The organism is Alkalicoccus urumqiensis (assembly GCF_002993335.1).
GTDB lineage: Bacteria > Bacillota > Bacilli > Bacillales > Salisediminibacteriaceae > Alkalicoccus > Alkalicoccus urumqiensis.
Genome location: NZ_PVNS01000007.1, coordinates 1 through 20,709, shown reverse-complemented (window position 1 = coordinate 20,709; position 20,709 = coordinate 1). Strand labels below are relative to the sequence as shown.

The 20,709-nt window shown below is 49.6% G+C and carries 25 protein-coding genes; 17 read left to right on the top strand and 8 right to left on the bottom strand.

Annotated elements, in window-relative coordinates; translation table 11 throughout:
- Positions 1 to 85: 85 nt before the first annotated feature.
- The 3 genes from C6I21_RS08350 to C6I21_RS08340 all read left to right on the top strand — a co-directional run bounded on the left by C6I21_RS08350 (position 86) and on the right by C6I21_RS08340 (position 2,996).
- The gene (locus tag C6I21_RS08350) at positions 86 to 1,441 is read left to right on the top strand and encodes a sodium-dependent transporter (RefSeq protein WP_105959004.1); all 1,356 of its coding nucleotides are present in this window, start codon (positions 86 to 88) and stop codon (positions 1,439 to 1,441) included.
- A gap of 175 nt (positions 1,442 to 1,616) precedes the next feature.
- Entirely contained in the window at positions 1,617 to 2,498 is an 882-nt protein-coding gene (gene lipA, locus C6I21_RS08345) for a lipoyl synthase (protein WP_105959003.1), read from the top strand.
- 132 nt (positions 2,499 to 2,630) lie between these two features.
- Positions 2,631 to 2,996 (top strand): YutD family protein, encoded by a 366-nt coding sequence (locus C6I21_RS08340; protein WP_342587720.1) that lies wholly within the window; start codon positions 2,631 to 2,633, stop codon positions 2,994 to 2,996.
- A 60-nt stretch (positions 2,997 to 3,056) separates the two neighbouring features.
- Here the strand turns inward: C6I21_RS08340 and glpX are convergent, their stop codons facing one another.
- A complete protein-coding gene (gene glpX, locus C6I21_RS08335) occupies positions 3,057 to 4,025 on the bottom strand; it encodes a class II fructose-bisphosphatase (protein WP_105959001.1) in 969 nt (322 codons plus the stop codon).
- Between the two features lie 171 nt (positions 4,026 to 4,196).
- Here glpX and C6I21_RS08330 point away from each other — a divergent pair, with 171 nt between their 5' ends.
- Together C6I21_RS08330 and C6I21_RS08325 are read left to right on the top strand one after the other, a co-directional pair.
- Positions 4,197 to 4,634, top strand: coding sequence for a DUF86 domain-containing protein (locus tag C6I21_RS08330; protein ID WP_105959000.1), 438 nt, complete (start codon positions 4,197 to 4,199; stop codon positions 4,632 to 4,634).
- Positions 4,631 to 5,395: a TIGR01457 family HAD-type hydrolase gene (locus tag C6I21_RS08325; protein WP_105958999.1), complete on the top strand. Its 765-nt coding sequence runs from the start codon at positions 4,631 to 4,633 to the stop codon at positions 5,393 to 5,395. Before C6I21_RS08330 ends, C6I21_RS08325 begins: the two co-directional genes overlap by 4 nt.
- Positions 5,396 to 5,453: 58 nt before the next feature.
- Here the strand turns inward: C6I21_RS08325 and C6I21_RS08320 are convergent, their stop codons facing one another.
- The gene (locus C6I21_RS08320; protein ID WP_026697596.1) at positions 5,454 to 5,690 is read right to left on the bottom strand and encodes a NifU family protein; all 237 of its coding nucleotides are present in this window, start codon (positions 5,688 to 5,690) and stop codon (positions 5,454 to 5,456) included.
- A 118-nt stretch (positions 5,691 to 5,808) separates the two neighbouring features.
- On the opposite strand from C6I21_RS08320, the gene C6I21_RS08315 reads away from it, so the two are divergent.
- Positions 5,809 to 6,111: a DUF1462 family protein gene (locus C6I21_RS08315; RefSeq protein WP_105958998.1), complete on the top strand. Its 303-nt coding sequence runs from the start codon at positions 5,809 to 5,811 to the stop codon at positions 6,109 to 6,111.
- A 4-nt stretch (positions 6,112 to 6,115) separates the two neighbouring features.
- Here C6I21_RS08315 and C6I21_RS08310 read toward each other — a convergent pair whose 3' ends face one another.
- A complete protein-coding gene (locus tag C6I21_RS08310) occupies positions 6,116 to 7,201 on the bottom strand; it encodes an NAD(P)/FAD-dependent oxidoreductase (RefSeq protein ID WP_105958997.1) in 1,086 nt (361 codons plus the stop codon).
- Positions 7,202 to 7,382: 181 nt separating this feature from the next.
- On the opposite strand from C6I21_RS08310, the gene C6I21_RS08305 reads away from it, so the two are divergent.
- Together C6I21_RS08305 and C6I21_RS08300 are read left to right on the top strand one after the other, a co-directional pair.
- Positions 7,383 to 7,619, top strand: a complete 237-nt coding sequence (locus tag C6I21_RS08305; protein ID WP_105959161.1) for a YuzB family protein — start codon at positions 7,383 to 7,385, stop codon at positions 7,617 to 7,619.
- Positions 7,620 to 7,631: 12 nt separating this feature from the next.
- Positions 7,632 to 7,868: a hypothetical protein gene (locus tag C6I21_RS08300; protein ID WP_105958996.1), complete on the top strand. Its 237-nt coding sequence runs from the start codon at positions 7,632 to 7,634 to the stop codon at positions 7,866 to 7,868.
- Positions 7,869 to 7,959: 91 nt separating this feature from the next.
- Here C6I21_RS08300 and mqnE read toward each other — a convergent pair whose 3' ends face one another.
- Positions 7,960 to 9,054 (bottom strand): aminofutalosine synthase MqnE, encoded by a 1,095-nt coding sequence (gene mqnE / locus C6I21_RS08295; RefSeq protein ID WP_105958995.1) that lies wholly within the window; start codon positions 9,052 to 9,054, stop codon positions 7,960 to 7,962.
- A 172-nt stretch (positions 9,055 to 9,226) separates the two neighbouring features.
- Between mqnE and C6I21_RS08290 the strand changes: the two genes are divergently transcribed.
- The 3 genes from C6I21_RS08290 (at position 9,227) to C6I21_RS08280 (ending at position 11,386) form a co-directional block, all read left to right on the top strand.
- Positions 9,227 to 9,577 carry a HesB/IscA family protein gene (locus tag C6I21_RS08290; protein WP_105958994.1) on the top strand — a complete coding sequence of 117 codons (351 nt, stop codon included), beginning with the start codon at positions 9,227 to 9,229 and terminating at the stop codon, positions 9,575 to 9,577.
- A gap of 184 nt (positions 9,578 to 9,761) precedes the next feature.
- Positions 9,762 to 10,943 carry a DUF2157 domain-containing protein gene (locus tag C6I21_RS08285; protein WP_105958993.1) on the top strand — a complete coding sequence of 394 codons (1,182 nt, stop codon included), beginning with the start codon at positions 9,762 to 9,764 and terminating at the stop codon, positions 10,941 to 10,943.
- Positions 10,940 to 11,386, top strand: coding sequence for a GDYXXLXY domain-containing protein (locus C6I21_RS08280; RefSeq protein WP_105958992.1), 447 nt, complete (start codon positions 10,940 to 10,942; stop codon positions 11,384 to 11,386). Before C6I21_RS08285 ends, C6I21_RS08280 begins: the two co-directional genes overlap by 4 nt.
- 77 nt (positions 11,387 to 11,463) lie before the next feature.
- On the opposite strand, the gene C6I21_RS08275 is transcribed toward C6I21_RS08280, so the two are convergent.
- Positions 11,464 to 12,459, bottom strand: a complete 996-nt coding sequence (locus tag C6I21_RS08275; RefSeq protein ID WP_105958991.1) for an NAD(P)/FAD-dependent oxidoreductase — start codon at positions 12,457 to 12,459, stop codon at positions 11,464 to 11,466.
- Between the two features lie 317 nt (positions 12,460 to 12,776).
- Between C6I21_RS08275 and C6I21_RS08270 the strand changes: the two genes are divergently transcribed.
- The 3 genes from C6I21_RS08270 (at position 12,777) to C6I21_RS08265 (ending at position 15,516) form a co-directional block, all read left to right on the top strand.
- Positions 12,777 to 13,982 carry an NAD(P)/FAD-dependent oxidoreductase gene (locus tag C6I21_RS08270; protein ID WP_105958990.1) on the top strand — a complete coding sequence of 402 codons (1,206 nt, stop codon included), beginning with the start codon at positions 12,777 to 12,779 and terminating at the stop codon, positions 13,980 to 13,982.
- 1,016 nt (positions 13,983 to 14,998) lie between these two features.
- Positions 14,999 to 15,118, top strand: coding sequence for a YuiA family protein (locus C6I21_RS16505; RefSeq protein ID WP_181186184.1), 120 nt, complete (start codon positions 14,999 to 15,001; stop codon positions 15,116 to 15,118).
- 71 nt (positions 15,119 to 15,189) lie between these two features.
- Positions 15,190 to 15,516: a YuiB family protein gene (locus tag C6I21_RS08265; RefSeq protein WP_245411577.1), complete on the top strand. Its 327-nt coding sequence runs from the start codon at positions 15,190 to 15,192 to the stop codon at positions 15,514 to 15,516.
- A 56-nt stretch (positions 15,517 to 15,572) separates the two neighbouring features.
- Here C6I21_RS08265 and C6I21_RS08260 read toward each other — a convergent pair whose 3' ends face one another.
- The gene (locus tag C6I21_RS08260) at positions 15,573 to 16,049 is read right to left on the bottom strand and encodes a divergent PAP2 family protein (RefSeq protein ID WP_105958989.1); all 477 of its coding nucleotides are present in this window, start codon (positions 16,047 to 16,049) and stop codon (positions 15,573 to 15,575) included.
- 407 nt (positions 16,050 to 16,456) lie between these two features.
- On the opposite strand from C6I21_RS08260, the gene C6I21_RS08255 reads away from it, so the two are divergent.
- From C6I21_RS08255 to C6I21_RS08245, 3 genes are all read left to right on the top strand, one after another.
- Entirely contained in the window at positions 16,457 to 17,011 is a 555-nt protein-coding gene (locus C6I21_RS08255) for a TRAP transporter small permease (protein WP_342587719.1), read from the top strand.
- 30 nt (positions 17,012 to 17,041) lie between these two features.
- Positions 17,042 to 18,310 carry a TRAP transporter large permease gene (locus tag C6I21_RS08250; protein ID WP_105958988.1) on the top strand — a complete coding sequence of 423 codons (1,269 nt, stop codon included), beginning with the start codon at positions 17,042 to 17,044 and terminating at the stop codon, positions 18,308 to 18,310.
- A gap of 66 nt (positions 18,311 to 18,376) precedes the next feature.
- Positions 18,377 to 19,600 carry a DctP family TRAP transporter solute-binding subunit gene (locus tag C6I21_RS08245; protein ID WP_105958987.1) on the top strand — a complete coding sequence of 408 codons (1,224 nt, stop codon included), beginning with the start codon at positions 18,377 to 18,379 and terminating at the stop codon, positions 19,598 to 19,600.
- A 78-nt stretch (positions 19,601 to 19,678) separates the two neighbouring features.
- Here C6I21_RS08245 and C6I21_RS08240 read toward each other — a convergent pair whose 3' ends face one another.
- Both C6I21_RS08240 and C6I21_RS16645 read right to left on the bottom strand, forming a co-directional pair.
- The gene (locus C6I21_RS08240) at positions 19,679 to 20,251 is read right to left on the bottom strand and encodes a biotin transporter BioY (RefSeq protein WP_181186183.1); all 573 of its coding nucleotides are present in this window, start codon (positions 20,249 to 20,251) and stop codon (positions 19,679 to 19,681) included.
- A 208-nt stretch (positions 20,252 to 20,459) separates the two neighbouring features.
- Positions 20,460 to 20,709, bottom strand: a 250-nt coding sequence (locus C6I21_RS16645; RefSeq protein ID WP_210200638.1) for a hypothetical protein, incomplete at its 5' end; no start/stop codon positions are given.

Genomic DNA, 20,709 nt, shown 5'->3' with positions numbered 1-20,709 from the left:
AAGGAGAGACGTCGCAGCCCGCCATCCTACTTATGGAAGAAGCAATTTTACTCTGTACGATACTATTAAAGGGGGTTACATAACTATGGCACTAGCTCGGGAACAATTCGGTTCAAAGCTCGGGTTCATTTTAGCTGCGGTCGGTTCCGCTGTCGGTCTGGGAAACATCTGGCGTTTTTCCTACGTGGCCGGAGAAAGCGGCGGCGCAGCCTTTTTACTGATCTATATCTTATGTATTTTTCTCATTGGTCTGCCGGTACTCCTGGCAGAATTCTCGATCGGCCGGCGCGGGCAGTCGGACGTGGTCGGGGCATTTAACAAAACGGCTCCCGGCACACCATGGGTGATCGCCGGTGTGCTCGGTGTCCTGACATCCTTCATCATTCTTTCCTTCTATGGTGTCATCGCCGGCTGGGTGATGTACTTCATGACCGCCTTCCTCACTGGACAGGCCTCTGGAGTCGAAGAAGGTGGATTTGCTGATTTCTTCACGGGTTTTATCGGCGGATCCATAGGACCGGTCTTCTGGCAGGTTCTGTTTATGGCGATCGTCATTTTAATTGTGTTCTTCGGTGTGAAGAAAGGCATCGAGTTTTCGAACAAGATTTTCATGCCGCTTCTGGCAGTCATTCTGATTATGCTGGCAGGTTTCAGTCTGACACTCGACGGAGCGGGCGAAGGCCTCGCATTCCTTTTTTCTCCTGACTGGAATGCCTTCACGAATCCGGAGGTTTATGCCTCTGCCGTCGGTCAGGCCTTTTTCACCCTGTCACTCGGTATGGGTGCCATGATTACGTATGCCAGCTATCTATCGAAAGAAGCGCGTCTTCCGAGTGCCGCGGGAAGCGTTGTGACCATGGATACGCTCTTTGCGATTATTGCCGGTATCGTCATTTTCCCGGCGGTCTTCACTTTCAGCAGCATTGAACCGGATGCCGGACCGGCACTTATTTTCATCGTGCTTCCGGAAGTGTTTAACCAGATGGGCGGCGCCGGCACACTGTTTGCGATTTTCTTCTTTTTCCTGGTTGCTGTAGCAGCACTGTCTTCTGCCGTATCGCTTCTCGAGGTCAGCGTTTCCTACGTGATGCGCCAGATGAACTGGACACGTCATAAAGCGACGCTCGCAGCAGGTATTGCCGTGACACTTCTCGGTATTCCGTCCGCGCTCAGTCAGGGAGGACCGTTTACCTTCACGATCGGCGGGTTCAGCTTCCTTGATTTCATGGACGTCATCACAGACCGGATTACACTGCCTCTCGGCGGATTTATCATTGCGCTCTTTGTCGGCTGGGGCTGGAACAAAATTGACGCACTCCGGGAAACTGGTCTTACCGATTCTGTTGTAGGTACACTGTGGATCTGGATGCTGCGGATTGTGGCCCCGATAGGTATTCTCTGGATTCTTATTCAAAACATCATAGGGCTGTTTTTCACCTAAGCAGCCATTTCCTGTAATGGCAGCCGGATTCGTTCCGGCTGTCTTTTGCATGTCCGGGAGAACCATAAAAGCATGTATTCAGAAAACTTAGTTTAGTCCGCGTTCTTTGAGGCTTTCCGCGTCCTGTGGTAAAGTAGGAGTTGCATAGATATATAACGAAAGGGTGTGGTCTTTCGTGGCGAAGCAGGAGGAATATCTCCGGAAGCCGGAATGGCTGAAGATTAAGCTGAACACGAATGATTCGTATAAAGGGTTGAAGAAACTGATGCGGGAGAAAAGGCTTCACACAGTATGTGAAGAAGCCCGCTGTCCGAATATTCATGAGTGCTGGGCGGAGCGCAAGACAGCCACATTTATGATTTTAGGTGACGTCTGTACCCGCGCGTGCCGCTTCTGTGCGGTTAAAACGGGACTGCCGAATGAGCTGGACTGGCAGGAGCCGGAACGCGTAGCGGAATCTGTACAGGTTATGGGACTGAAGCATGTTGTTATTACAGCAGTCGCACGGGATGACCTCCGGGACGGCGGAGCCAACGTTTTCGCGGAGACGGTCCGTAAAGTACGTGAGTTTAATCCGGGCACGAGCATTGAAGTGCTCCCATCGGATATGGGCGGAAAAGAAGAAAATGTGCAGACACTGCTTGATGCAAGACCAGATATTTTCAATCACAACATTGAAACCGTGCGGAGCCTGACGCCAAGAGTACGGGCCAGAGCTACATATGACCGTACACTCGGCGTACTGGCGAAGTCGAAGGAAATCGATCCGACGATTCCAACGAAATCCAGCCTGATGATCGGTCTTGGAGAAACGAAAGAAGAAATTCTTCAGGTGATGGACGACCTCCGCTCTGTAGATGTCGACATCATGACAATTGGTCAGTACCTGCAGCCGACGAAAAAGCATCTGAAGATTAAAAAATACTGGACACCGGAAGAATTCCAGGAACTGAAAGAGATCGCACTTTCCAAAGGATTTAAACACTGTGAGGCAGGTCCGCTCGTACGTTCCTCCTACCATGCAGACGAACAGGTAAACGCAGCATCCAAAGCATAATAAAAAGACGGCAGCCTCTCAAAGCTGCCGTCTTTCTCTATCTTTAGAGCGGAATACATCTGGATATACTTCTTTCCGGGAAAGCGCCCTTTCTGTTATAATCAGGGAAGAGCCGCTGTCTGATGCACAAGTGTGAATCAAAGCGGAAAGAAAGGTCGTGAGCGGATGATCCGTGTACAGGGGAATACGTATGAAGTCGTCGAAGACGTCCGCGGCGGATGGTCGGAAGAGGCGTTTAAAGAACGATTCAGCGAAGTGCTGAACCGGTACGATTATATTGTAGGAGACTGGGGCTATGAACAACTCCGGTTAAAAGGGCTGTTTGAAGATGATCACAAAAAAGCAGCGCTTGATTCAAGAATCAGCTTTCTTCCGGAGTATTTGTACGAATACTGCAACTTCGGCTGTGCGTATTTTGTTGTCCGTAAAGTAAAGCAGCCGGTAGAAAAACCTCCCGAAGAGGCAGAAGAAAAACAGGAAACGCCTGCAGGCTCCTGATAGATGAATCAAAAAGAAGCGGCCGGATGCTCTCCGGCCGCCTTTTCTATGAGCGGAAAATTATTCAGCTGCCATGAGGTGCGGCTTCCGGCTCAGCTGATGATGGGCTTTGACGAACCGCACTGTACCGGTGCTCGCACGCATCACGATCGTATCGGTTTCGACGAGACCGCTCCCGAGAAAGCGGACGCCCTCCAGGAGCTCTCCGGAGGACACGCCGGTCGCAGCAAAAATAGCATCATCGCTTTTAACGAGATCGGATAACTGCAGCAGCATCTCCGGATTTTCCAGTCCCATACTGCGGCACCGTTCGGCTTCCGCTTCATCGGCAGGGAGCAGGCGGGCCTGCATGTCTCCACCGAGCGCTTTAATCGCTGCAGCAGAGATAACGCCCTCCGGTGCGCCGCCGGTGCCGACAAACAGATCCATCCCTGTTTTCGGCATGGCTGTAGCAATCGATGCCCCGACGTCTCCGTCTCCGAACAATTTCACACGGGCTCCTTTTTCCTGGACGCGGCGGATAAGGTCTTTATGTCTGTCCCGTTCCTGCATGATGACCGTTACATCCCGTACGCGCTTATCTTTCATCTTTGCAATAATATCGATCGTTTTTTCAATCGGGTCATCCAGCCGGACAAGCCCCGCTGATTCGGGTCCGACTACCAGTTTCTGCATGTACATATCCGGTGCGTGAAGCAGCGCGCCGCGTTCGGCGATGGCAAGCACGGTCATGGCATTCGGGTGCCCTTTTGCCACAATATTAGTGCCTTCCAGCGGATCGACGGCGATGTCGACTTCCGGGCCGCCTGCTCCTAATTTTTCTCCTATGTAAAGCATCGGAGCTTCATCGAGTTCCCCTTCACCGATAACCACGGTCCCGTCCATACTGACGGAGTCGAACATCGTCCGCATAGCAGTGGTAGCTGCATCATCTGCTTCATTTTTCAATCCGCGGCCCATCCATTGTGCGGAGGCAAGTGCCGCTGCTTCTGTCACGCGTACTACTTCCATCGCTAATTCCCGATCCATTCGATTCCCTCCAAATTCGCTGTCGACCCATGTATAATAAGGGTGTATGTAAAAAATCCTTTCTTATCGTACCAAACTATACACACAATTGGAACGAAATTCGACAATTTATGTTTGATTATTTCGCGTATACGCTTCCAATGTGACACACTAAATGAATGAGGTGAGCAGATGTATTTTGTAGATAGGCAGCTGATTGAAAAACGACTTGTGTACATCGAAGAACTGGCTGCAGAAATCGGCCGGGAAGAGCCGGGGGAGCCTCTTGCAGTAGAGCGCGCCTGCCATATGGTCGTGGAAGCTTGCATGGATGTCGGCAATCAGATGATTGACGGCTTCATCATGAGAGACCCCGGCAGCTTTGAAGACATATGCGCGATCCTTGTAGATGAAAAAGTGCTCTCCGCTTCGCAGGGAAATTCACTCGAGCGGCTTCTCCCGTGGAGAAAAAAACTGCTTCAGGAATATACTGATATCATCCATAAAGAGATGCTTTCTGCATACGACAAAGAAATTCATACACTGCACGAATTTCCACGTGAAATAAGGCGGTACCTGCAGAATGAACTGGGGCCGGTTTCCGCATTTCTGCCGGAGGATGACGAATGAGAACATACAAAGGATACCTGCTGGACCTGGACGGCACGATGTACCGGGGAAATGAAGTCATTGAAGCAGGGCGTAGACTGGTCCACCGTTTGAATGAAGCAGGCATTCCTCATGTTTTTGTTACAAACAATTCTTCCAAAACTCCTGAGGAAGCAGCGGAGAAGCTCCGGCTGTTGGATATACCCGCCCGAAAAGAGCAGGTAATGACGTCCAGTCTGGCCGCGGCCCGCTATATCACCCGTCATTTTGGCGAAAGCCGAGTTTATACCATCGGCGAGCACGGCCTTCACTCAGCTTTAAAAGAAGAAGGGCATACGACAACGCGCGGCCATTCAGATGTCGTTCTTATGGGAATCGACCGCTCTATTTCCTATGAAAAACTGGCACAGGCTTCGCTGCACGTAAGAAGAGGGGTCCCGTTTCTGGCAACCAATGCCGACAAAGCAATCCCGGTGGAAGAAGGAATGGTGCCTGGAAATGGGGCACTCGTATCCGTCGTGGAAACAGCTTCGGGGAAAACACCGACGTATATTGGGAAGCCGGAATCCGTCATTATGGAGGAGGCGCTTGCCATGCTGCAGCTTCAGAAAAAGGAAGTGCTGATGGTGGGGGACAATTACGACACAGATATCCAGGCAGGGATACGGGCAGACATCGATACCCTGCTCGTGTTCAGCGGCGTAACATCGAGCGGAGAGCTTCCGCACAAAGAAAAGCAGCCGGCACATACATGTGATTCGCTGGATGAATGGGAGATCTAATACAAAAAAAGATGTCCTTTCCCAAGTATGGGAGAGGACATCTTTTTTATCGTATTTATTAAAATACCTGTTCGAGTTCTGTAAAGCCTGGTACTTCTTCCAGCAGCGCACGCTCGATGCCTGCTTTCAGTGTGATTGTGGAACTTGGGCAGGAGCCGCATGCTCCCATCAGACGTACTTTTACAACGCCCTCTTCAATATCCACGAGCTCTACGTCGCCGCCGTCACGCAGCAGAAACGGACGCAGTTTATCCAAAACTTCCTGAACTTGTGATTCCATTGTTTCTGTTGTCATTGGACACACTCTCCTTTCGTTCTTATCCCCCATTATAGTGAATGAAGGAGAAAAAATCCATGCTTGAGGCTTAAGAATTCAAATATGCTAATATAGAAGCAGAAGGAGGGACGCTCTTATGAAAATGACGATTTACGGCGCGGAGAAAAAATGCGCCAGCTGTATTCACCTGCCGAGCGCGCTGGAGACGAAAGAATGGCTGGAAGCAGCGCTCTCCAGACGGTATCCGGACTATCCGGTGGATATCGTCTACTGTGACATTGAACATCCCGTAACCGAAGAAGAAAAAATGTTTTCGGAAAAAATTCTGGAAGATGAATACATGTATCCGCTTCTTGTTGCTGGAGGGGAAGTTATTGCCGAGGGAGAGCCCCGCTTAAAAGCGGTCGGCTCTGTGCTGGAATCCCACTACAAAAGCTGAAGGATCAGGATCCGGAGTGATGCTTATACATCCAGAGGACGCCGGATTTTAACACACGCGGCACGCGGCCGGTCAGCTTTCGTTCGCCCATCAGGCCGAAGCCGTGTTTTTTACCGAGGGAGCCGAGCACCCCTTTCAGTTTCATCCGCGGCATTTTTTCCGGGAATGGTTCTTCGTGCCATAGGTGGCGGAGGAGTACAGCAATCTGATCTCCCTGCGCTTCGGCCAGCTGTGCGCTCGGTGCGTGATCGGAAGCGGCGCAGTCTCCGACCATAAACACGTCGTCAAAGCCGGGGATCTGGTGATAGTGGTTTACTACAACGCGCCCCATCCGGTCCGTTTCGAAACCATGCGTTTCGGTTAATTTCCGGACGAGCTTATTTGGCTGTACACCAGCCGTCCAGATGATGGCATCCAGCTCAATCGGCTCCCCGTGGTTATACAGCGTATGCCAGTCCACCTCGGTTATGTTTGCGCGGTTGATAATCGTTACGTTGTTTTCTAAAAACCATTCGGTCACGTATTTATGAAGTTTTTCCGGGAACATGGAAAGAATGGTTTCCCCGCGGTCATAGAGGCGGATGTCCATATCCGGGCGGCTTTCGCGGAGTTCGCTTGCCGTCTCGACACCGCTCAGGCCGCCGCCGACGATGGCGACACGGCCACCGGTTCCGATAGACTGAATGACCTGGTTTGTCTTTCTTGCCCGGCGCATGGATTGAATGCTCAGTGTTTTTTCCTGGGCGCCCGGCACACCGTGGTGCTTATCTTCACAGCCGAGGCCTATGACCAGCTGGTCGTAGGATAAGCTGTTTCCAGCCTGAAGGGAGATCGTCTTCTCATTCAGGTCAATGTCTGTCACCGTATCACAGACAAGCTGAAGCTTTTCATCTTCTGGAAAGGAAATCCGCAGATGCCTGTCTGCCACGGTGCCGGCTGCGAGAGCATAAAACTCCGTTTTTAAACTATGGTAGGCCTCGCGTTCCACCAATGTTATTTTAAAATCAGAACGAATATCTTTATCAGCGAGAAGCCGCTGGATCACGCGGAGACCGCCGTAACCGCCTCCGAGAATGACTACGTGATGCATGGGAAAACCCCTTTCCTCGTACGCTTTTCTCCAATACCAGTTTAAATATACCAGTTTTTGCCCATCACTACAATGAAAATTGTAAGCGGTTAAAATATTGCACTATAGCAATATGTAAGAAGGTGAACTTGTTGACAAAGAAGAGGGGTGCGCCTTAGCATAGATGATTGAGGTGAGAGGAATGAAACCAATTATTGAATTCTGTGTCAGCAACCTGGCAAGCGGGACACAGGAAGCAATGGAGGAACTGGAAAAAGATCCAGATCTGGATGTTATAGAGTACGGATGCCTAAGCTACTGCGGGATGTGTGCGAGAAACCGGTATGCGCTGGTGAACGGCGATATGGTGACCGGTGATACAAATGAAGAACTCGTCGCCAATGTGTACCAGCACCTCGAAGAAAATCCCATGTTTTAAGGAGGAAACGCCGTGAAGCCGCTCCCGTTTACGCATACATGGCCATATGAGAAGCAGATGGGGGAAATTTATGTCGACAGCTGCCCCTACTGTGGAGAAACCAGTGTGCTGACCCACATGAAGCAGTCGACACTGGATCGAGCAAAAGAGGGAATCAAATCCCGTATTCATTTCGCCTGCTGTCATGAAGTGATGGTCGTTCTTCATGCGGATGATGATTATTTCTGGGCGGATGAACCACTGCGGTGAATACCGAAAAAGAGCACCTTTCCGGTCTGGTACCGGAAAGGTGCTCTTTTTAATGGTTCGGGAAGGCAAGGTGCCTTCCGAACTCCGAAAGTTAATACGTTTTAATGACGTTATAGAACGTATCCCGTTCGACCGGTGTTTTGCCGGCGCCTTTAATCATGTGGACGAGCTCACTTCGTGTCAGGCTCTGGGAAGTCAGGGCACCGACAGAGTGGGAGATACGCTCTTCAATCAATGTTCCGTGGATGTCGGAGCTGCCATATGTCAAAGACATCTGCGTCAGCTGGACGCCGATATTGATCCAGTACGCTTTGATATGATCAAAATTATCGAGCATGAGCCGGCTGATGGCGACCGTACGGAGATCATCAAATGCAGAAGTACGGCGCTTCAGTCCTGCGCTTGCTTTCCGCGGCTGCATGGCTAGAGGGATAAACACCATGAATCCATTCGTCTTATCCTGAAGCTGGCGGAGGCGGTCCATGTGGATCAGCCGCTCTTCTTTGGATTCGATGGAGCCGTAGAGCATCGTAGCGTGCGTTTTCATGCCGAGGTCATGGGCGATTTCATGTGCTTCAAGCCACTGGTCGGTGGATGCCTTATCCGGACTCATTTTCGCACGGTAGTTTTCTGTCAGAATCTCAGCTCCGCCGCCCGGCAGTGTGTCGAGCCCGGCTTCTTTAAGCTGCTCTAAAACTTCGCGCATCGTCTGGTTGGAGTGGCGGGCGAAAAATTCAATTTCTGCACCGGTATACGCCTTGATGGTAACATTCGGGTAATGCTTTTTCAGCGTGCGCACTGTATTCAAATAGTATTCAAACGGCACATCGGTGTTGTGGCCGCCGACGATATGGAATTCGCGGATGCCGTCATTCCAGCGTTTTTCTACATACTCAAGCAGCTCTTCTTCATGCATTGTGTACGCGCCCTCTTCGCCGGGCTTCCGTTTAAATCCGCAGAAAGCACAGCTCGCTTCGCAGACGTTTGTCGGATTAATGTATAAGTTCTCAATAAAGTACACGTTGGAGCCATTTTTCTGTTCATTTACTTGGTTGGCCATCTGTGCGACAGTTAGAAGATCGGGCGTTTCATACAATGCAAGTCCGTCTTCGATCGTCAGACGTTCCCCGCGCTGTACTTTTTCCTGAATTTCCTGCAGTCGGCTGTCCACCTGTATAGTACTCATGTATATGATCCCTGCCTTTATGCTATTTTCTACTTTTTCGCAGCACGAAACTATTCCTATCTTACCACCTAAGTCGTACCGCTGCCAAATATTCACGGTCCGGAAATTTGAAGAGCGGTGGGATGGTTGTTATACTTAATTTACTATATAGAACAAAAAGGAGGCTGTTTTCATGATTACGATCACCGAAACAGCAGCAGAGCAGATAAAGCAGATGATGAAAGAAGATGAAGAGGCGGTTTACATGCGCGTCGGCGTGCAGGGCGGCGGCTGCACCGGTCTCTCCTATGGTATGGGGTTTGATTCAGCGGTTCATGAGGACGACACGCATTTAACGGTCAATGGCATCGATCTCGTAGTGGATAACGAGAGCAAACCGATGCTTGACGGTGTAACGATCGATTTTAAGCAGAACATGATGGGCGGCGGGTTCACGCTCGATAATCCGAATGCGATCGCGAACTGCGGCTGCGGCGCTTCATTCCGTACAGCAACGAACGCCGGTGCACCTGAGAATTGTTAATGATAAATGCTGAGAAAGCGGCTCTTCCGAAATAGGAAGGCCGCTTTTTCTATTTTCCGGCGGTGCGGCAGATTTTCAAGCTTCTTCCTGCGGTGAAAAAATGATGGAAGGACGCAGCGGAAACAGTGGTTAATTGCCTGATTCAGGATTATAATGGAAGTATCAGACAGGGAGGTGACCAGCAGTGGACGTGGGACGCAAGCTGCGCGAATGGGAGCAGGAAGAGCTGCTCAGTCAGGAAACGGCTGCCTTGATCATGGAGTACGAGAAACAAAAGCATCCTGATGGAAAAAAAGACAGGATGCCGCTCTTAATGATGGTTGGTCTCGTCTTTTTTACACTTGCTGTGTTTAGTTTCATCGCTGCCAACTGGCAGGTGATGCCTCCGCTCTTAAAAAGCGGTATCGTATTATCCCTGATGTGGCTGTTTTATGGACTGGGTATGATTTCAGAAAAGCGGTCTTCCGGCTGGCCTGTCCTCTATCGAATGATTGGTCTGGCTATGTTCGGCGCTTCGCTGATCGTCACGGCACAGGCGTTTCATTTATCTTCGTCCGGATCTATTCTCCCGTGGGCCGTTTTTACCGCTGCTCTGCTGCATTACGCCCTGTGGCGCCATGCCGCCTATGCCGGTGCAGCGTTTATCATGGGTGTCGTCACACTGCTTGCGTCCGTGCCTGCGGTTTCCTGGCTGGAATGGGGTGTGTTTACAGCAGCTGCGCTTACATGGCTTGTCTTCAGCCGAAAGCGGCTGTCCCTCGTTTTCAGCTGGCTGCTCGTCTTTGGCTCTGGATTGAAGCTTTGGAGCACGCCTGCGGTGGAAAGCCTTTTCTGGCCGGTATGGACACTCTTCTTTCTCGTTTTCCTGCTGTTCGTACTGACAAAGGAACAGCGCCGCATGCTGCTTCCGCTGTATCCGGCGGTCTCCGCTGTATCTCTGCTCGTTTATCTGGCAGTGCGCGGCGAAACGGAGGGAGTGCTTGAAGGGCTCGGCTGGCTTGAGGCAGGACTGCTTGCCGCTGCCGGGACTGCGGTGCTGACAGCGGGCTGGTGGAAGTTCCGTCCGGCTGTATGGACAGCTGTTCTCGGACTCACGGGACTGATGATGTTTGACCAGTCAGCGGTGCTGCTTGCAGTGACAGCGGAGGCAGCCGCGCTCGGGTATATGTTTTATGCACAAAAGCATGAGCTGCCAGCAGCCCCCGGGTTCATTTATTTCATTCTTGTTCAAGCCGTCATTTACGTCGTTTTTGCCTGGGGCAGGCTCGATATGGCGTTGTTCTTCCTCATCGGTGCCTTTCTGCTCTTTGCCATGGCAGGATCTGCCTGGTGGTTTAATCAGCGGAAGGAGGCGGCACAATCATGAAAAACTGGGTCATGCCTGCGCTCCAGACACTGTTCACAGCACTGGTCATTACAGGCTTTTTTGCTGTCAGCTGGTTTGGAGAATCCCTGACACTGCGAGCTGAGCCGTATGATCCGTTCGATCCGTTTTTAGGTGAATATGTCATGCTTTCGTATCCGGATTTAGAGGCACCTTCCGGCATGGAAAACACGACCGTCTACTTTACGCTGAAAGAGGCGGAGGACGGGTATGCAGTCATCGACAGCGTGGACGACCAGCCGTTCTTCGGCGCCATTGAAGGATACACGTTTGACCAGAGGGTCACTGCACCTCAGCTGGAGCAGTTTTATGTAGAGCAGGGAACCGGTCCGGAACTCGAAGCAGCAGAGGATCTGCAGGTGACGGTCGATGTGGCACCGTGGGGCGCTATCCGTCCGGTCGCATTAGAGATACGGGAAGAGTGACAGACCCGCAGATGCTTCATAATAAATAAACAAGCGGCGCTCCCGGAGTGGGGGCGCCGCTTGCTTTTGAGTCGTTCCTAAAAAAGACTCGTACTGTGTCCGGCAGTTGCTTTTGCTTTCGGGTCCACGATGACTTTCGCTTTGTTCACCGCTGTCGGCGCTTCGCCGAAACCGGTGGCGATCAGCTTCGCTTTTCCTTCATACGTGACGATATCCCCGACAGCAAAGATGCCTTCGATGTTCGTTTCTGTATTCGAATTGACGATGATCGAGTTCTTTTGAATGTCGAGACCCCATGTTTTGATCGGTCCGAGGTTGGAGACAAAGCCGTAGTTGACGACGAGCGAATCAATATCCACACGCTCGGTTTCCTCGCCATCCTTGTGCTTAAGCGTCACTGCTGTAATCCGGTCATCTTCATAATGAATTTCCTCGACGTTATAAGGAGTCATAATGTTGATTTTTTCTGATTCGTGCATCTGGTTGACGCTGTGTTCGTGGGCACGGAATTTATCGCGGCGGTGTACGATGGTGACCTCCTCCGCAATATCCTCCAGCATAAGCGTCCAGTCCACAGCGGAGTCGCCGCCTCCTGCGAGGACGACACGGTCGCCGGCAAACTGATTCAAGTCGTTCACAAAGTAATGAAGGTTGGTATCTTCGAACTGCTCCGCTCCTTCAATCTGCAGACGGCGCGGCTGAAATGCACCGACACCGGCAGCGATAACGACCGTTTTTGTACGGTGTTCCCCTTTGTCCGTGCGGAGTGTGAAAATACCATCCGCGTCTTTCTCAATATCCTGAACGGACTGATCGAGCACTACGGACGGATTAAACTGCTCCGCCTGGGCGGTGAGATTGTCCACCAGTTCCTGGGCGCGCACTTTAGGGTAGCCTGCTACGTCATAAATATATTTTTCCGGGTATAAAGCGGAAAGCTGGCCGCCGAGCTGCGGCATCGCTTCGATAATTTTTGTCTTCATCTGACGAAGACCTGCATAAAAGGCGGTGAACAGGCCGATCGGGCCGCCGCCGATAATCGTAATATCATACACTTCCTGATCGTGGCTCACAGATGATGCACCTCCATCAAAATTGGTTCCATTCACATATTATAGACGTTTTCCGCCGGGAAAGAAAGGATATGGTTTGTACTGCGTGAAAGAGGGTAGTATAATAAACCATATATAATTGGAGAGAAAAAGTTCAGGAAATGTTCAAGAACGCCTTGAAATAGAAGGTTTTTTCTCCTATGATTGTAGATGATGTGACAATGAGCGCAACGACACAGATCCAGGCCTTATTTTCTGTTTTTTTGTTTGTGTACGTGAAATAAATCACAAAGATCCGGTCTTTGCAGACTCATAACAAATGAATTGGAGTGAATGGAATGAATAAACCGAAAATTGTCATTCTCGGCGCCGGTTACGGCGGTATGATGGTTGCTTCCCGGCTGCAGAAATCCACAGTCGTAAAAGATGCGGAAGTGACGCTCGTCAACAAGCACAACTATCACTACCAGACGACCTGGCTTCACGAGCCGGCTGCAGGAACGATGCATCACGACAAAACACGCATGAAAATCGACAGCGTCATCGATACGAAAAAGGTGAACTTTATCAAAGACACGGTCGTAAAAATTGACCGCGATCAGAAAAAAGTAGAGCTGGAAAATGCGGTTCTGGACTATGATTACCTCGTCCTCGGCCTCGGTTCCATTCCGGAAACGTTCGGTATTCCGGGTGTGCAGGAGCACGCGTTTGCGATCCGCAGTGTAAACTCTGTCCGCCTGATCAAAGAACACATGGAATATCAGTTTGCAAGCTACAATAAGCAGGAGGAAAAACCGGAAGGCATGCTCAATATTGTTGTTGCGGGCGCTGGTTTTACCGGCATCGAATTCGTCGGAGAACTGACAGAGCGTGTACCGGAACTATGTGAAGAGTATGACATTCCGCGTGACAAAGTCCGTCTGCTTTCGGTGGAAGCTGCGCCGACTGCACTCCCCGGCTTTGATGAAGAGCTCGTGGAATATGCGATGAACATTCTGGAGAGCCGCGGCGTTGAATTTAAGATCAATACGCCGATTAAAGAAGTGCGGGAAGACGGCGTGCTGCTTAATGATGATTCCTTCATTAAGTCCAACACGATTGTATGGACGACCGGAGTGCGCGGAAATCCAGTCGTGGAAGAGTCCGGATTCGATGCAATGCGCGGCCGTATTAAAGTAGACAAAGACCTCCGCGCGCCAGGTCACGAAGATATTTTTGTTATTGGTGACTGTGCACTTATCATTAACGAAGAAACAGACCGTCCGTACCCGCCGACAGCGCAGATTGCGATTCAGCAGTCGTATACATGTGCCAACAATCTGAAGGCACTGGTGGAAGGAAAGTCTGAGCTGGAGCAGTTCAAGCCGGACATTAAAGGGACCGTTGCTTCCCTGGGCGGCAAAGAAGCGATCGGTGTCGTGGGATCCCGGAAGCTGTACGGTAATTCTGCTTCTGCTGTGAAGAAAATGATCGACAACCGCTATCTCTTCCTTCTCGGCGGCATGCCGCTCGTACTGAAGAAGGGTAAGCTGAAAATGTTTTAATAAGCGCTCTGTAATACCTCCCGGGATCATTATCACCGGGAGGTATTTTTACAGTATAGGAAAGCATAAAATTCGAAGCCTCTTCCAAGCAGGTGTGCCAAGAGATACGCCAGTTCAAACCGCTGTTACATAAACCGTTTGTTTCTGTTGATGGAGCTTCTACGCTTCTCGGCAGAAGCTTGCCGTGGGGCTTGTCTTCAGCTATTTCTCATGGCCTGCGCCCTGAGAAAGGATCTTCAGACTGCGCTTGACCCCACCGGCGTCCCTGCCGAACGCTTCGAAGCGCAGGTAAATAGGGATGAAAAACAGAGAATCCGGAGCATGACCGATGCCTATGGGGCAATAATAATCTCTTAGAGCCTGATTGGATGGCCGTATGCCCTGTGCAGAAGGGGCTGCTTTCATCAAACGTTTCTTTTCTACCTGCCGAAACCGGAGGCCGTTGACTCCGGGAGGATCCGAACGAGGCGAAAATCCATGCCGCGTCAAGCGGCTGAAAGCGCGGACGGAGCCGGCCTTTGGTTTGAGCCTGAGGGCAGGGACCTTCTGTCCTCAGGCGAGGCCGTGCGGAGCCGTGCTTCTTATAAATGAAGTATGTCCAGCTGCAGCGCCCACTCGCTCGAGGTTCCTCCCCCCCCTACCGAAGAAAGCGAAGAGCGGCTTTCGTCGGCAGGGCTTCCAGGACTGGTCGCTCGTGAGCAGGGCGCTTCCGCTTTTCGAATTGCCTCCGGAACGCGTACGGCCAAAGGTCCAGGCAGGAAACAGATACCCATTTCATCTATCTCTCTTTCTTTTAAGACCAGGCGGTTGTTGCCTGGTTTATTTTGAAAAAAATTTCAGGGCGTTCATTCTGCTGCATAAATAAAAAAGGCTGTCCGGAGGAGAAAGAAGAAGGGAAAGCGATGAAAGAAACGATGATTGCGCTTACATAATCGATTCAGGCAGGGCGGAACAGTTGCAGAAAACCTGACTATGTATTATTATCAGAAAAATCAGATTAAAAAGGAGAGCTCGAAATGAAAGCTTCACCACAGACTAAACCTTGTTCCTACTGCGGCGGAAAGGGGTATCATCAGCTTCTGCTCGGTGGCTCAGAAACATGCCCTGCCTGCAGCGGAAGCGGCAGAGAGCAGTAAGTGCAGAGGGATTGACGCGTCCTTTTTATTTCAGTAAACTGTTCCTGACTGAATGAAAGGGGACGGACGGATTGACAACTCTGACACTTCCGCAGATCATCATTGCGATTCTGCTTTATTTCGTCTTGTTTTTCGGGATAGGATTTATTTTAAATATGCTTCTCCGCTCAACGTGGACGATGGCGGTTCTTTATCCAATTGTCATTATGTTTATGGTAAGTACGAACGGTTTCTTCAGCTATATCTCCTCACCGGCTGCTTCCTTTGGTTCTTTGTGGGAAAGCCTGGTGAACCTTGCCGCAGCGGATATAGTCATTTTATTTGCCGGTATGGTAGGCGCTGTATTGTCAGGTATCGCCATCCGGATGCTCCGCGTCCGCGGCTATCAGATGTTTTAATAAAGAAAGAGGCTGGACCCGCTCTGGGCCAGCCTCTTTCTTTATTAAAACAGTCATCAGGATAGAATAAAATGTCCTGCAATGGCGAGCAGGATGCCGAGAAGACCGCCGAAAAACACTTCAATCGGCTGATGACCAAGAAGTTCTTTCAATTCGTTCCGCTTCTCTTCTGCCTGCTTTTCCGGCCAGTGCTTCATTTCACTGACGACTTTGTTGAAGTCGGTAACCAGCTGGTTGACTACGGTTGCCTGCTCGCCGGCATGACGCCTGACGCCGGTCGCATCAAACATAACAATAATACCGAAAATAGCGGCAGCGGCAAAAAGCGGAGAATCCAGTCCGTGCTCGATGGCAAGTGCCGTTGCCAGAGCGGTAACAGCACCGGAATGGGAGCTCGGCATACCACCGGTGCTCGTTAAAAGCGACCAGTCGATGCGCCTTGTAGCGATAAACTGGAGCGGTACTTTAATAAACTGCGCGAACGCAATGGTGAAAAGTGCGATGAGAAGAGGGAAATTCGTAAATAGTTCCATGCACAGCATTCGTCCTTTCTGATCGTTCCGTTAAGTGCACCAAGTATATCATAGAATGAATTGAAGCCCGAAATGTTTCGAAGAAAGAAATGAAATTGAAAAATAATCGCAGAATGTTTAAAACTATGAAGAAGAGGGAAATTATCTTCAACGGCTTTCATGGGCATAAAGATTGGAAAATTGGGAGATGGAAGCTGTTCCAGCAAGCAGAATGAAGATATTACAGGATGATGACGGAATATCTGCTCAGAGCGGTTTTGAGTATTTACTGTAATTCTTTTATGCTGTAATATAGCAGTCTGCCGGCTTTCTACATATATTATACGCCGGCCCGGCCGCCGGGTGGATTTCTCCCGCCGCCTGCGACAATTTCATATTTTATTAATCCAGAGGGGGTTGAGTGCGAAGTGAATGCACTGAAATCGATCGGAAGCGGCTTTTTAAAGATACTTACTATCCTCGATTCGGCGCTTCATACGGTCGAAAAAATTATCCTGAAATGGGCCGTTATCATCATCGCTTTTATGACGATCGGAAATGTGTTAAACCGGATGATATTCGGTTCCAGCTGGTTTTTTGCAGCTGAAATCAGCCGCCTGTGTATTATCGTGGCCACGTTTATGGGAATCAGCTATGCTGCGAGAAAAGGCAGACACATCAGCATGAGTGCTCTATTTGACCTTTCACCCAAGCCGGTGAAAAATGTTCTTGCCACCATTATTCCGCTTGTGACAGCCATCATTTTATTCGTCCTTGGATATTATGCTATTCAGTATACAGCGGGTATTTATGCGAGCGGACGGACAACCGCCGCGATTCAATTTCCGTTCTGGCTTATGGTGCTTGCTCTACCGGTGGGACTCTTTCTCGGCGGACTTCAGTTTCTCCGGAATATGTACACGAATATTACGAACCGGGAAGTTTATCTCGCTCAGGAAAAGAAAGACTATGATGAGCAATAACAAATCCATACGAATAGAGAGGACGACATTATGCTTTGGACTTTAATGGGGGTTATGGTCTTCCTGCTTCTGCTCGGGTTTCCGATGATGATTCCGCTGATGGCAGGACCGCTGATTCTACTCTTGTTTTTTGACATAGGACCTGACGTAAACATTATGATTCAGCAGATGGTGGAGGGGATCTCCTCCTATGTGCTGATCGCTGTACCATTATTTATTTTTGCAGCGGACATTATGACATCCGGACACACGTCTAAAAAACTGCTTGATTTCATCGGTGCGTTTGTCGGACACCTTCGTGGCGGCTATGCCATAACGACAGCGGCCGCCTGTACGATGTTCGGTTCGATTTCCGGCTCCACGCAGGCAACAGTGGTTGCTATCGGTACGCCGATGCGCGAACGTCTTCTGAAAGTCGGCTATAAAGATTCCAGTGCGATCGCTTTGATCATTAACTCCAGTGACATTGCACTGTTGATTCCGCCGAGTATCGGGATGATCATTTATTCCCTCGCCAACCCGAGCGCCTCTGTCGGGGATCTGTTTATCGCCGGGATTGGGCCGGGTGTTCTGATTTTTGCCTTTTTCGCCCTATACGCGTTCATCCATGCAAAGATCTATGACATTCCGATGGCTCCGAAAATGAACTGGGGGGAGCGCGGGAAAGCAACGTACCGTGCGCTGCTGCCTTTAGGCTTTCCGGTCATTATTATCGGAGGTATTTATACCGGACAGTTCACACCGACAGAAGCGGCCGGTATGTCCGTGTTTTATGCACTTATTCTTGAAGTACTTATTTTCCGGACGATTAAGTGGAAAGAAATTCCGAATATTGCACTGTCTTCAGGGATCGTAACTTCCGCAGTGTTTATCCTCGTGGCATCCGGACAGGCGTTTTCCTGGGTTATCTCTTTCGCGAGGATCCCGCGGCAGCTGACGGATGCAGTCATACCAGCAGAGCCGACGGCCCTGTATATACTTATCATTGTATCGATTTTCTTTTTTGTCGGATGTATGTTCGTCGATCCAATTGTCGTCATTTTAATATTGACGCCGATTTTTGCTCCAATTGCCGATGCTGCTGGTATCGATCCAGTACATCTTGGTGTCGTAATTGTTTTCCAGGCAGCTCTCGGTTCGGCAACACCGCCGTTCGGGGTGGATATATTCACCGCCAGTGCGGTATTTAATAAATCGTATCTGGATGTTATACGCGGTACGCCGCCGTATATTATTATGCTGGTTATCGTAGCTGTTTTAGTTGTTGTTTTTGAGGAGATCTCTCTCTTCCTGCTCTAAAATGGGAGAGAGATGGTGTCTTTAAAATATATTTTAATTTAATTTTATTTGGGGGTATGTAATCGAATGTTTAAAAAGACTGGACTACTTACAGGTGCTATTTCACTCAGTTTTGTCCTTGCTGCATGCGGCGGCGGAAATGAAGAAGGCGGAAATGAAAATACAGACGGCGGGAATGCCGGCGGCAACGATGCTGTAGAGAATAATGGAGGAAACGAAGGCGGCGATGGTGAAGCAGCTGACGTAGATCCTCAGGAATGGCGATTTGTTGTTGAAGAAACACAGGGTCAGGTGCAGTACGTCTACGCACAGGAGTTTGCTGATCTTGTCAGTGAAAAATCGGATGGTGCGCTGACAATTGATGTGTACGAATTCGGTGCACTCGGAAGTGAAGTGGACCAGGTAGAGCAGCTGACAGACGGAACGGTTGAGTTCGCGATCATCTCTCCAGGGTTTACGGGTACACTCGTTCCGGAAGGTAATATTTTTGCACTGCAGTTCCTGTTCGGGGATGACCAGCGCACAAACCAGGATATTCTAAATGAATCTGAAGCGATCAATGACATGCTTGCGTCCCGTTACGAAGAGCAGGGTATTATGCCGCTCTCTTTCTGGACAGAGGGTGCGATGCAGTGGACGAGCAATGATGTACAGCTGACGTCACCGGAAGATTTTGAAGGCTTCCAGATGCGTACACAGGAATCTCCGCTGATTCTTGAATCGTATGAGGCATATGGCGCCAATCCTACAGCTATGAGCTGGGGCGAGCTGTATACAGGTCTTCAGCAGGGTCAGGTAGATGGCCAGGAGAATCCGATTTTCTTTATCGCCGATGCGAACTTTAACGAAGTACAGGACTACATGACAATTTCCAACCACAACATGTATGTGACGATGACTACCGTCAATCCAGAGTTCTATGAGGGACTTGGAGATGCGGAACGCTCCATCATTGATGAAGCAGTGGAAGAAATGCGTGACCGCGGCTTTGACATTCAGGAAGAGCAGAACAATGACTTCCTGTCCGACATTGAGGATGACTCAGAGAATCCAACGGAAATTTATGAACTGACGGAAGAAGAGCGGGATGCGTTCCGTGAGCTCGCAATGCCAGTCCGTGACTTCTACCGTGAAAATGGTGGAGACATGGCCGGTGAGATTCTGGATCAGCTGGAACAGGACATTGAAGATATGTCCGGAGAGTCTACAGAGCCGGAAGGCGATGCAGAAGAAAACGGCGGCGAAGAGAATATGGAAGAAGATGCAGGTAATGAGGAAGACGCAGAGTAATTTTTCTTTTCCGCATAAGAAGGGCCCGGGGCATAATGCTCCGGGCCCTTCTTCATTATTCAGGTAAGTGTGGTTACACTAACCCGCCTTGTTTTGATAAACAGGTGTAACTGCTTTTGATTGAATTAAATACGCTGCCATAGAAGCTGCGAAAAAAACGAGAACAGCATCCTTGATAAAGAAAGCAGACATCGAAGCGGCGATACCGTAGAAAACAGCGACGTCAAATGAAAGCACGGCAGCATTATAATAATAAAGATAGACGATGCCTATTGTGTAGTTAACAATTAATCCTGCGGCCCCGGCAAGATAAAAGCGTATTTTCTTTTGTGGAAGGTACTCGACGAGAAGGCCTGAGACGAGCGCAATACCTACGAAAGATAAAATAAAACCAAACGTGGGGGAAGCAAGTGCGCTGAAGCCGTTGTGAAACTGTGAGAACACAGGGGCGCCGGTGAAGCCGAGCAGTATGTAACCGATCATTGAAGCAGCGCCTGTTTTCCAGCCGAGCAGCATTCCGGCGAGAACAGCTACCACTGTTTGAAACGTCAGCGGAACCGTTCCGATCGTAATCACCGCCGCTGCATTTGCTCCGATCGCCATTAAGGCAATAAAAAGAGCAGCCAGTATAGTTTTTCGAATAGAGTTCATATTCATTCCCTCCTTTATGTGTAAACCTTACAACTAATAAGTTAACACAAACAGAAAGTGAAACAAAGATTTTTTTGATTTACACATTGCCTGAAGAAATCGATTCTGATAATATGAGGTTCCTGGATAAATAGATGCTATGCAGCAGCAACTTTTTTAAAAAAATCACGAAAAGTTATTGCATGTTATTTATTATCCTGATATATTATTACTTGTCGCTGACAACACAGCGGCCGGGTAACAAAAGCGCAGTGATTTCAATAAAAAACTTATTGACTTCAACATAGCGCTGTGGTACTCTATAAAAGTCGCCAAAACGAGCGGCGGAAACGAAAAGCCCTTTGAAAACTAAACAAAAGACAAAAGTGAAGGAAAGAGAATGACACATTCTCTGTTCAATTTCAATTTGGAATCTAAGCCAGATTCCGTCTGATGCAGCGAAAGCTGCGTTGTCAGTT

Coding starts and splice junctions, on each gene's coding strand:
- C6I21_RS08240 (WP_181186183.1), bottom strand. CDS start 20,251: ATGAACTCTATTCGAAAAACTATACTGGCTGCTCTTTTTATTGCCTTA.
- C6I21_RS08250 (WP_105958988.1), top strand. CDS start 17,042: ATGCTTTGGACTTTAATGGGGGTTATGGTCTTCCTGCTTCTGCTCGGG.
- C6I21_RS08320 (WP_026697596.1), bottom strand. CDS start 5,690: ATGACAACAGAAACAATGGAATCACAAGTTCAGGAAGTTTTGGATAAA.
- C6I21_RS08350 (WP_105959004.1), top strand. CDS start 86: ATGGCACTAGCTCGGGAACAATTCGGTTCAAAGCTCGGGTTCATTTTA.
- mqnE (WP_105958995.1), bottom strand. CDS start 9,054: ATGAGTACTATACAGGTGGACAGCCGACTGCAGGAAATTCAGGAAAAA.
- C6I21_RS08325 (WP_105958999.1), top strand. CDS start 4,631: ATGAGAACATACAAAGGATACCTGCTGGACCTGGACGGCACGATGTAC.
- C6I21_RS08310 (WP_105958997.1), bottom strand. CDS start 7,201: ATGCATCACGTAGTCATTCTCGGAGGCGGTTACGGCGGTCTCCGCGTG.
- C6I21_RS08330 (WP_105959000.1), top strand. CDS start 4,197: ATGTATTTTGTAGATAGGCAGCTGATTGAAAAACGACTTGTGTACATC.
- C6I21_RS08270 (WP_105958990.1), top strand. CDS start 12,777: ATGAATAAACCGAAAATTGTCATTCTCGGCGCCGGTTACGGCGGTATG.
- C6I21_RS08260 (WP_105958989.1), bottom strand. CDS start 16,049: ATGGAACTATTTACGAATTTCCCTCTTCTCATCGCACTTTTCACCATT.
- C6I21_RS08280 (WP_105958992.1), top strand. CDS start 10,940: ATGAAAAACTGGGTCATGCCTGCGCTCCAGACACTGTTCACAGCACTG.
- glpX (WP_105959001.1), bottom strand. CDS start 4,025: ATGGATCGGGAATTAGCGATGGAAGTAGTACGCGTGACAGAAGCAGCG.
- C6I21_RS08315 (WP_105958998.1), top strand. CDS start 5,809: ATGAAAATGACGATTTACGGCGCGGAGAAAAAATGCGCCAGCTGTATT.
- C6I21_RS08305 (WP_105959161.1), top strand. CDS start 7,383: ATGAAACCAATTATTGAATTCTGTGTCAGCAACCTGGCAAGCGGGACA.
- C6I21_RS08245 (WP_105958987.1), top strand. CDS start 18,377: ATGTTTAAAAAGACTGGACTACTTACAGGTGCTATTTCACTCAGTTTT.
- C6I21_RS16505 (WP_181186184.1), top strand. CDS start 14,999: ATGAAAGCTTCACCACAGACTAAACCTTGTTCCTACTGCGGCGGAAAG.
- C6I21_RS08290 (WP_105958994.1), top strand. CDS start 9,227: ATGATTACGATCACCGAAACAGCAGCAGAGCAGATAAAGCAGATGATG.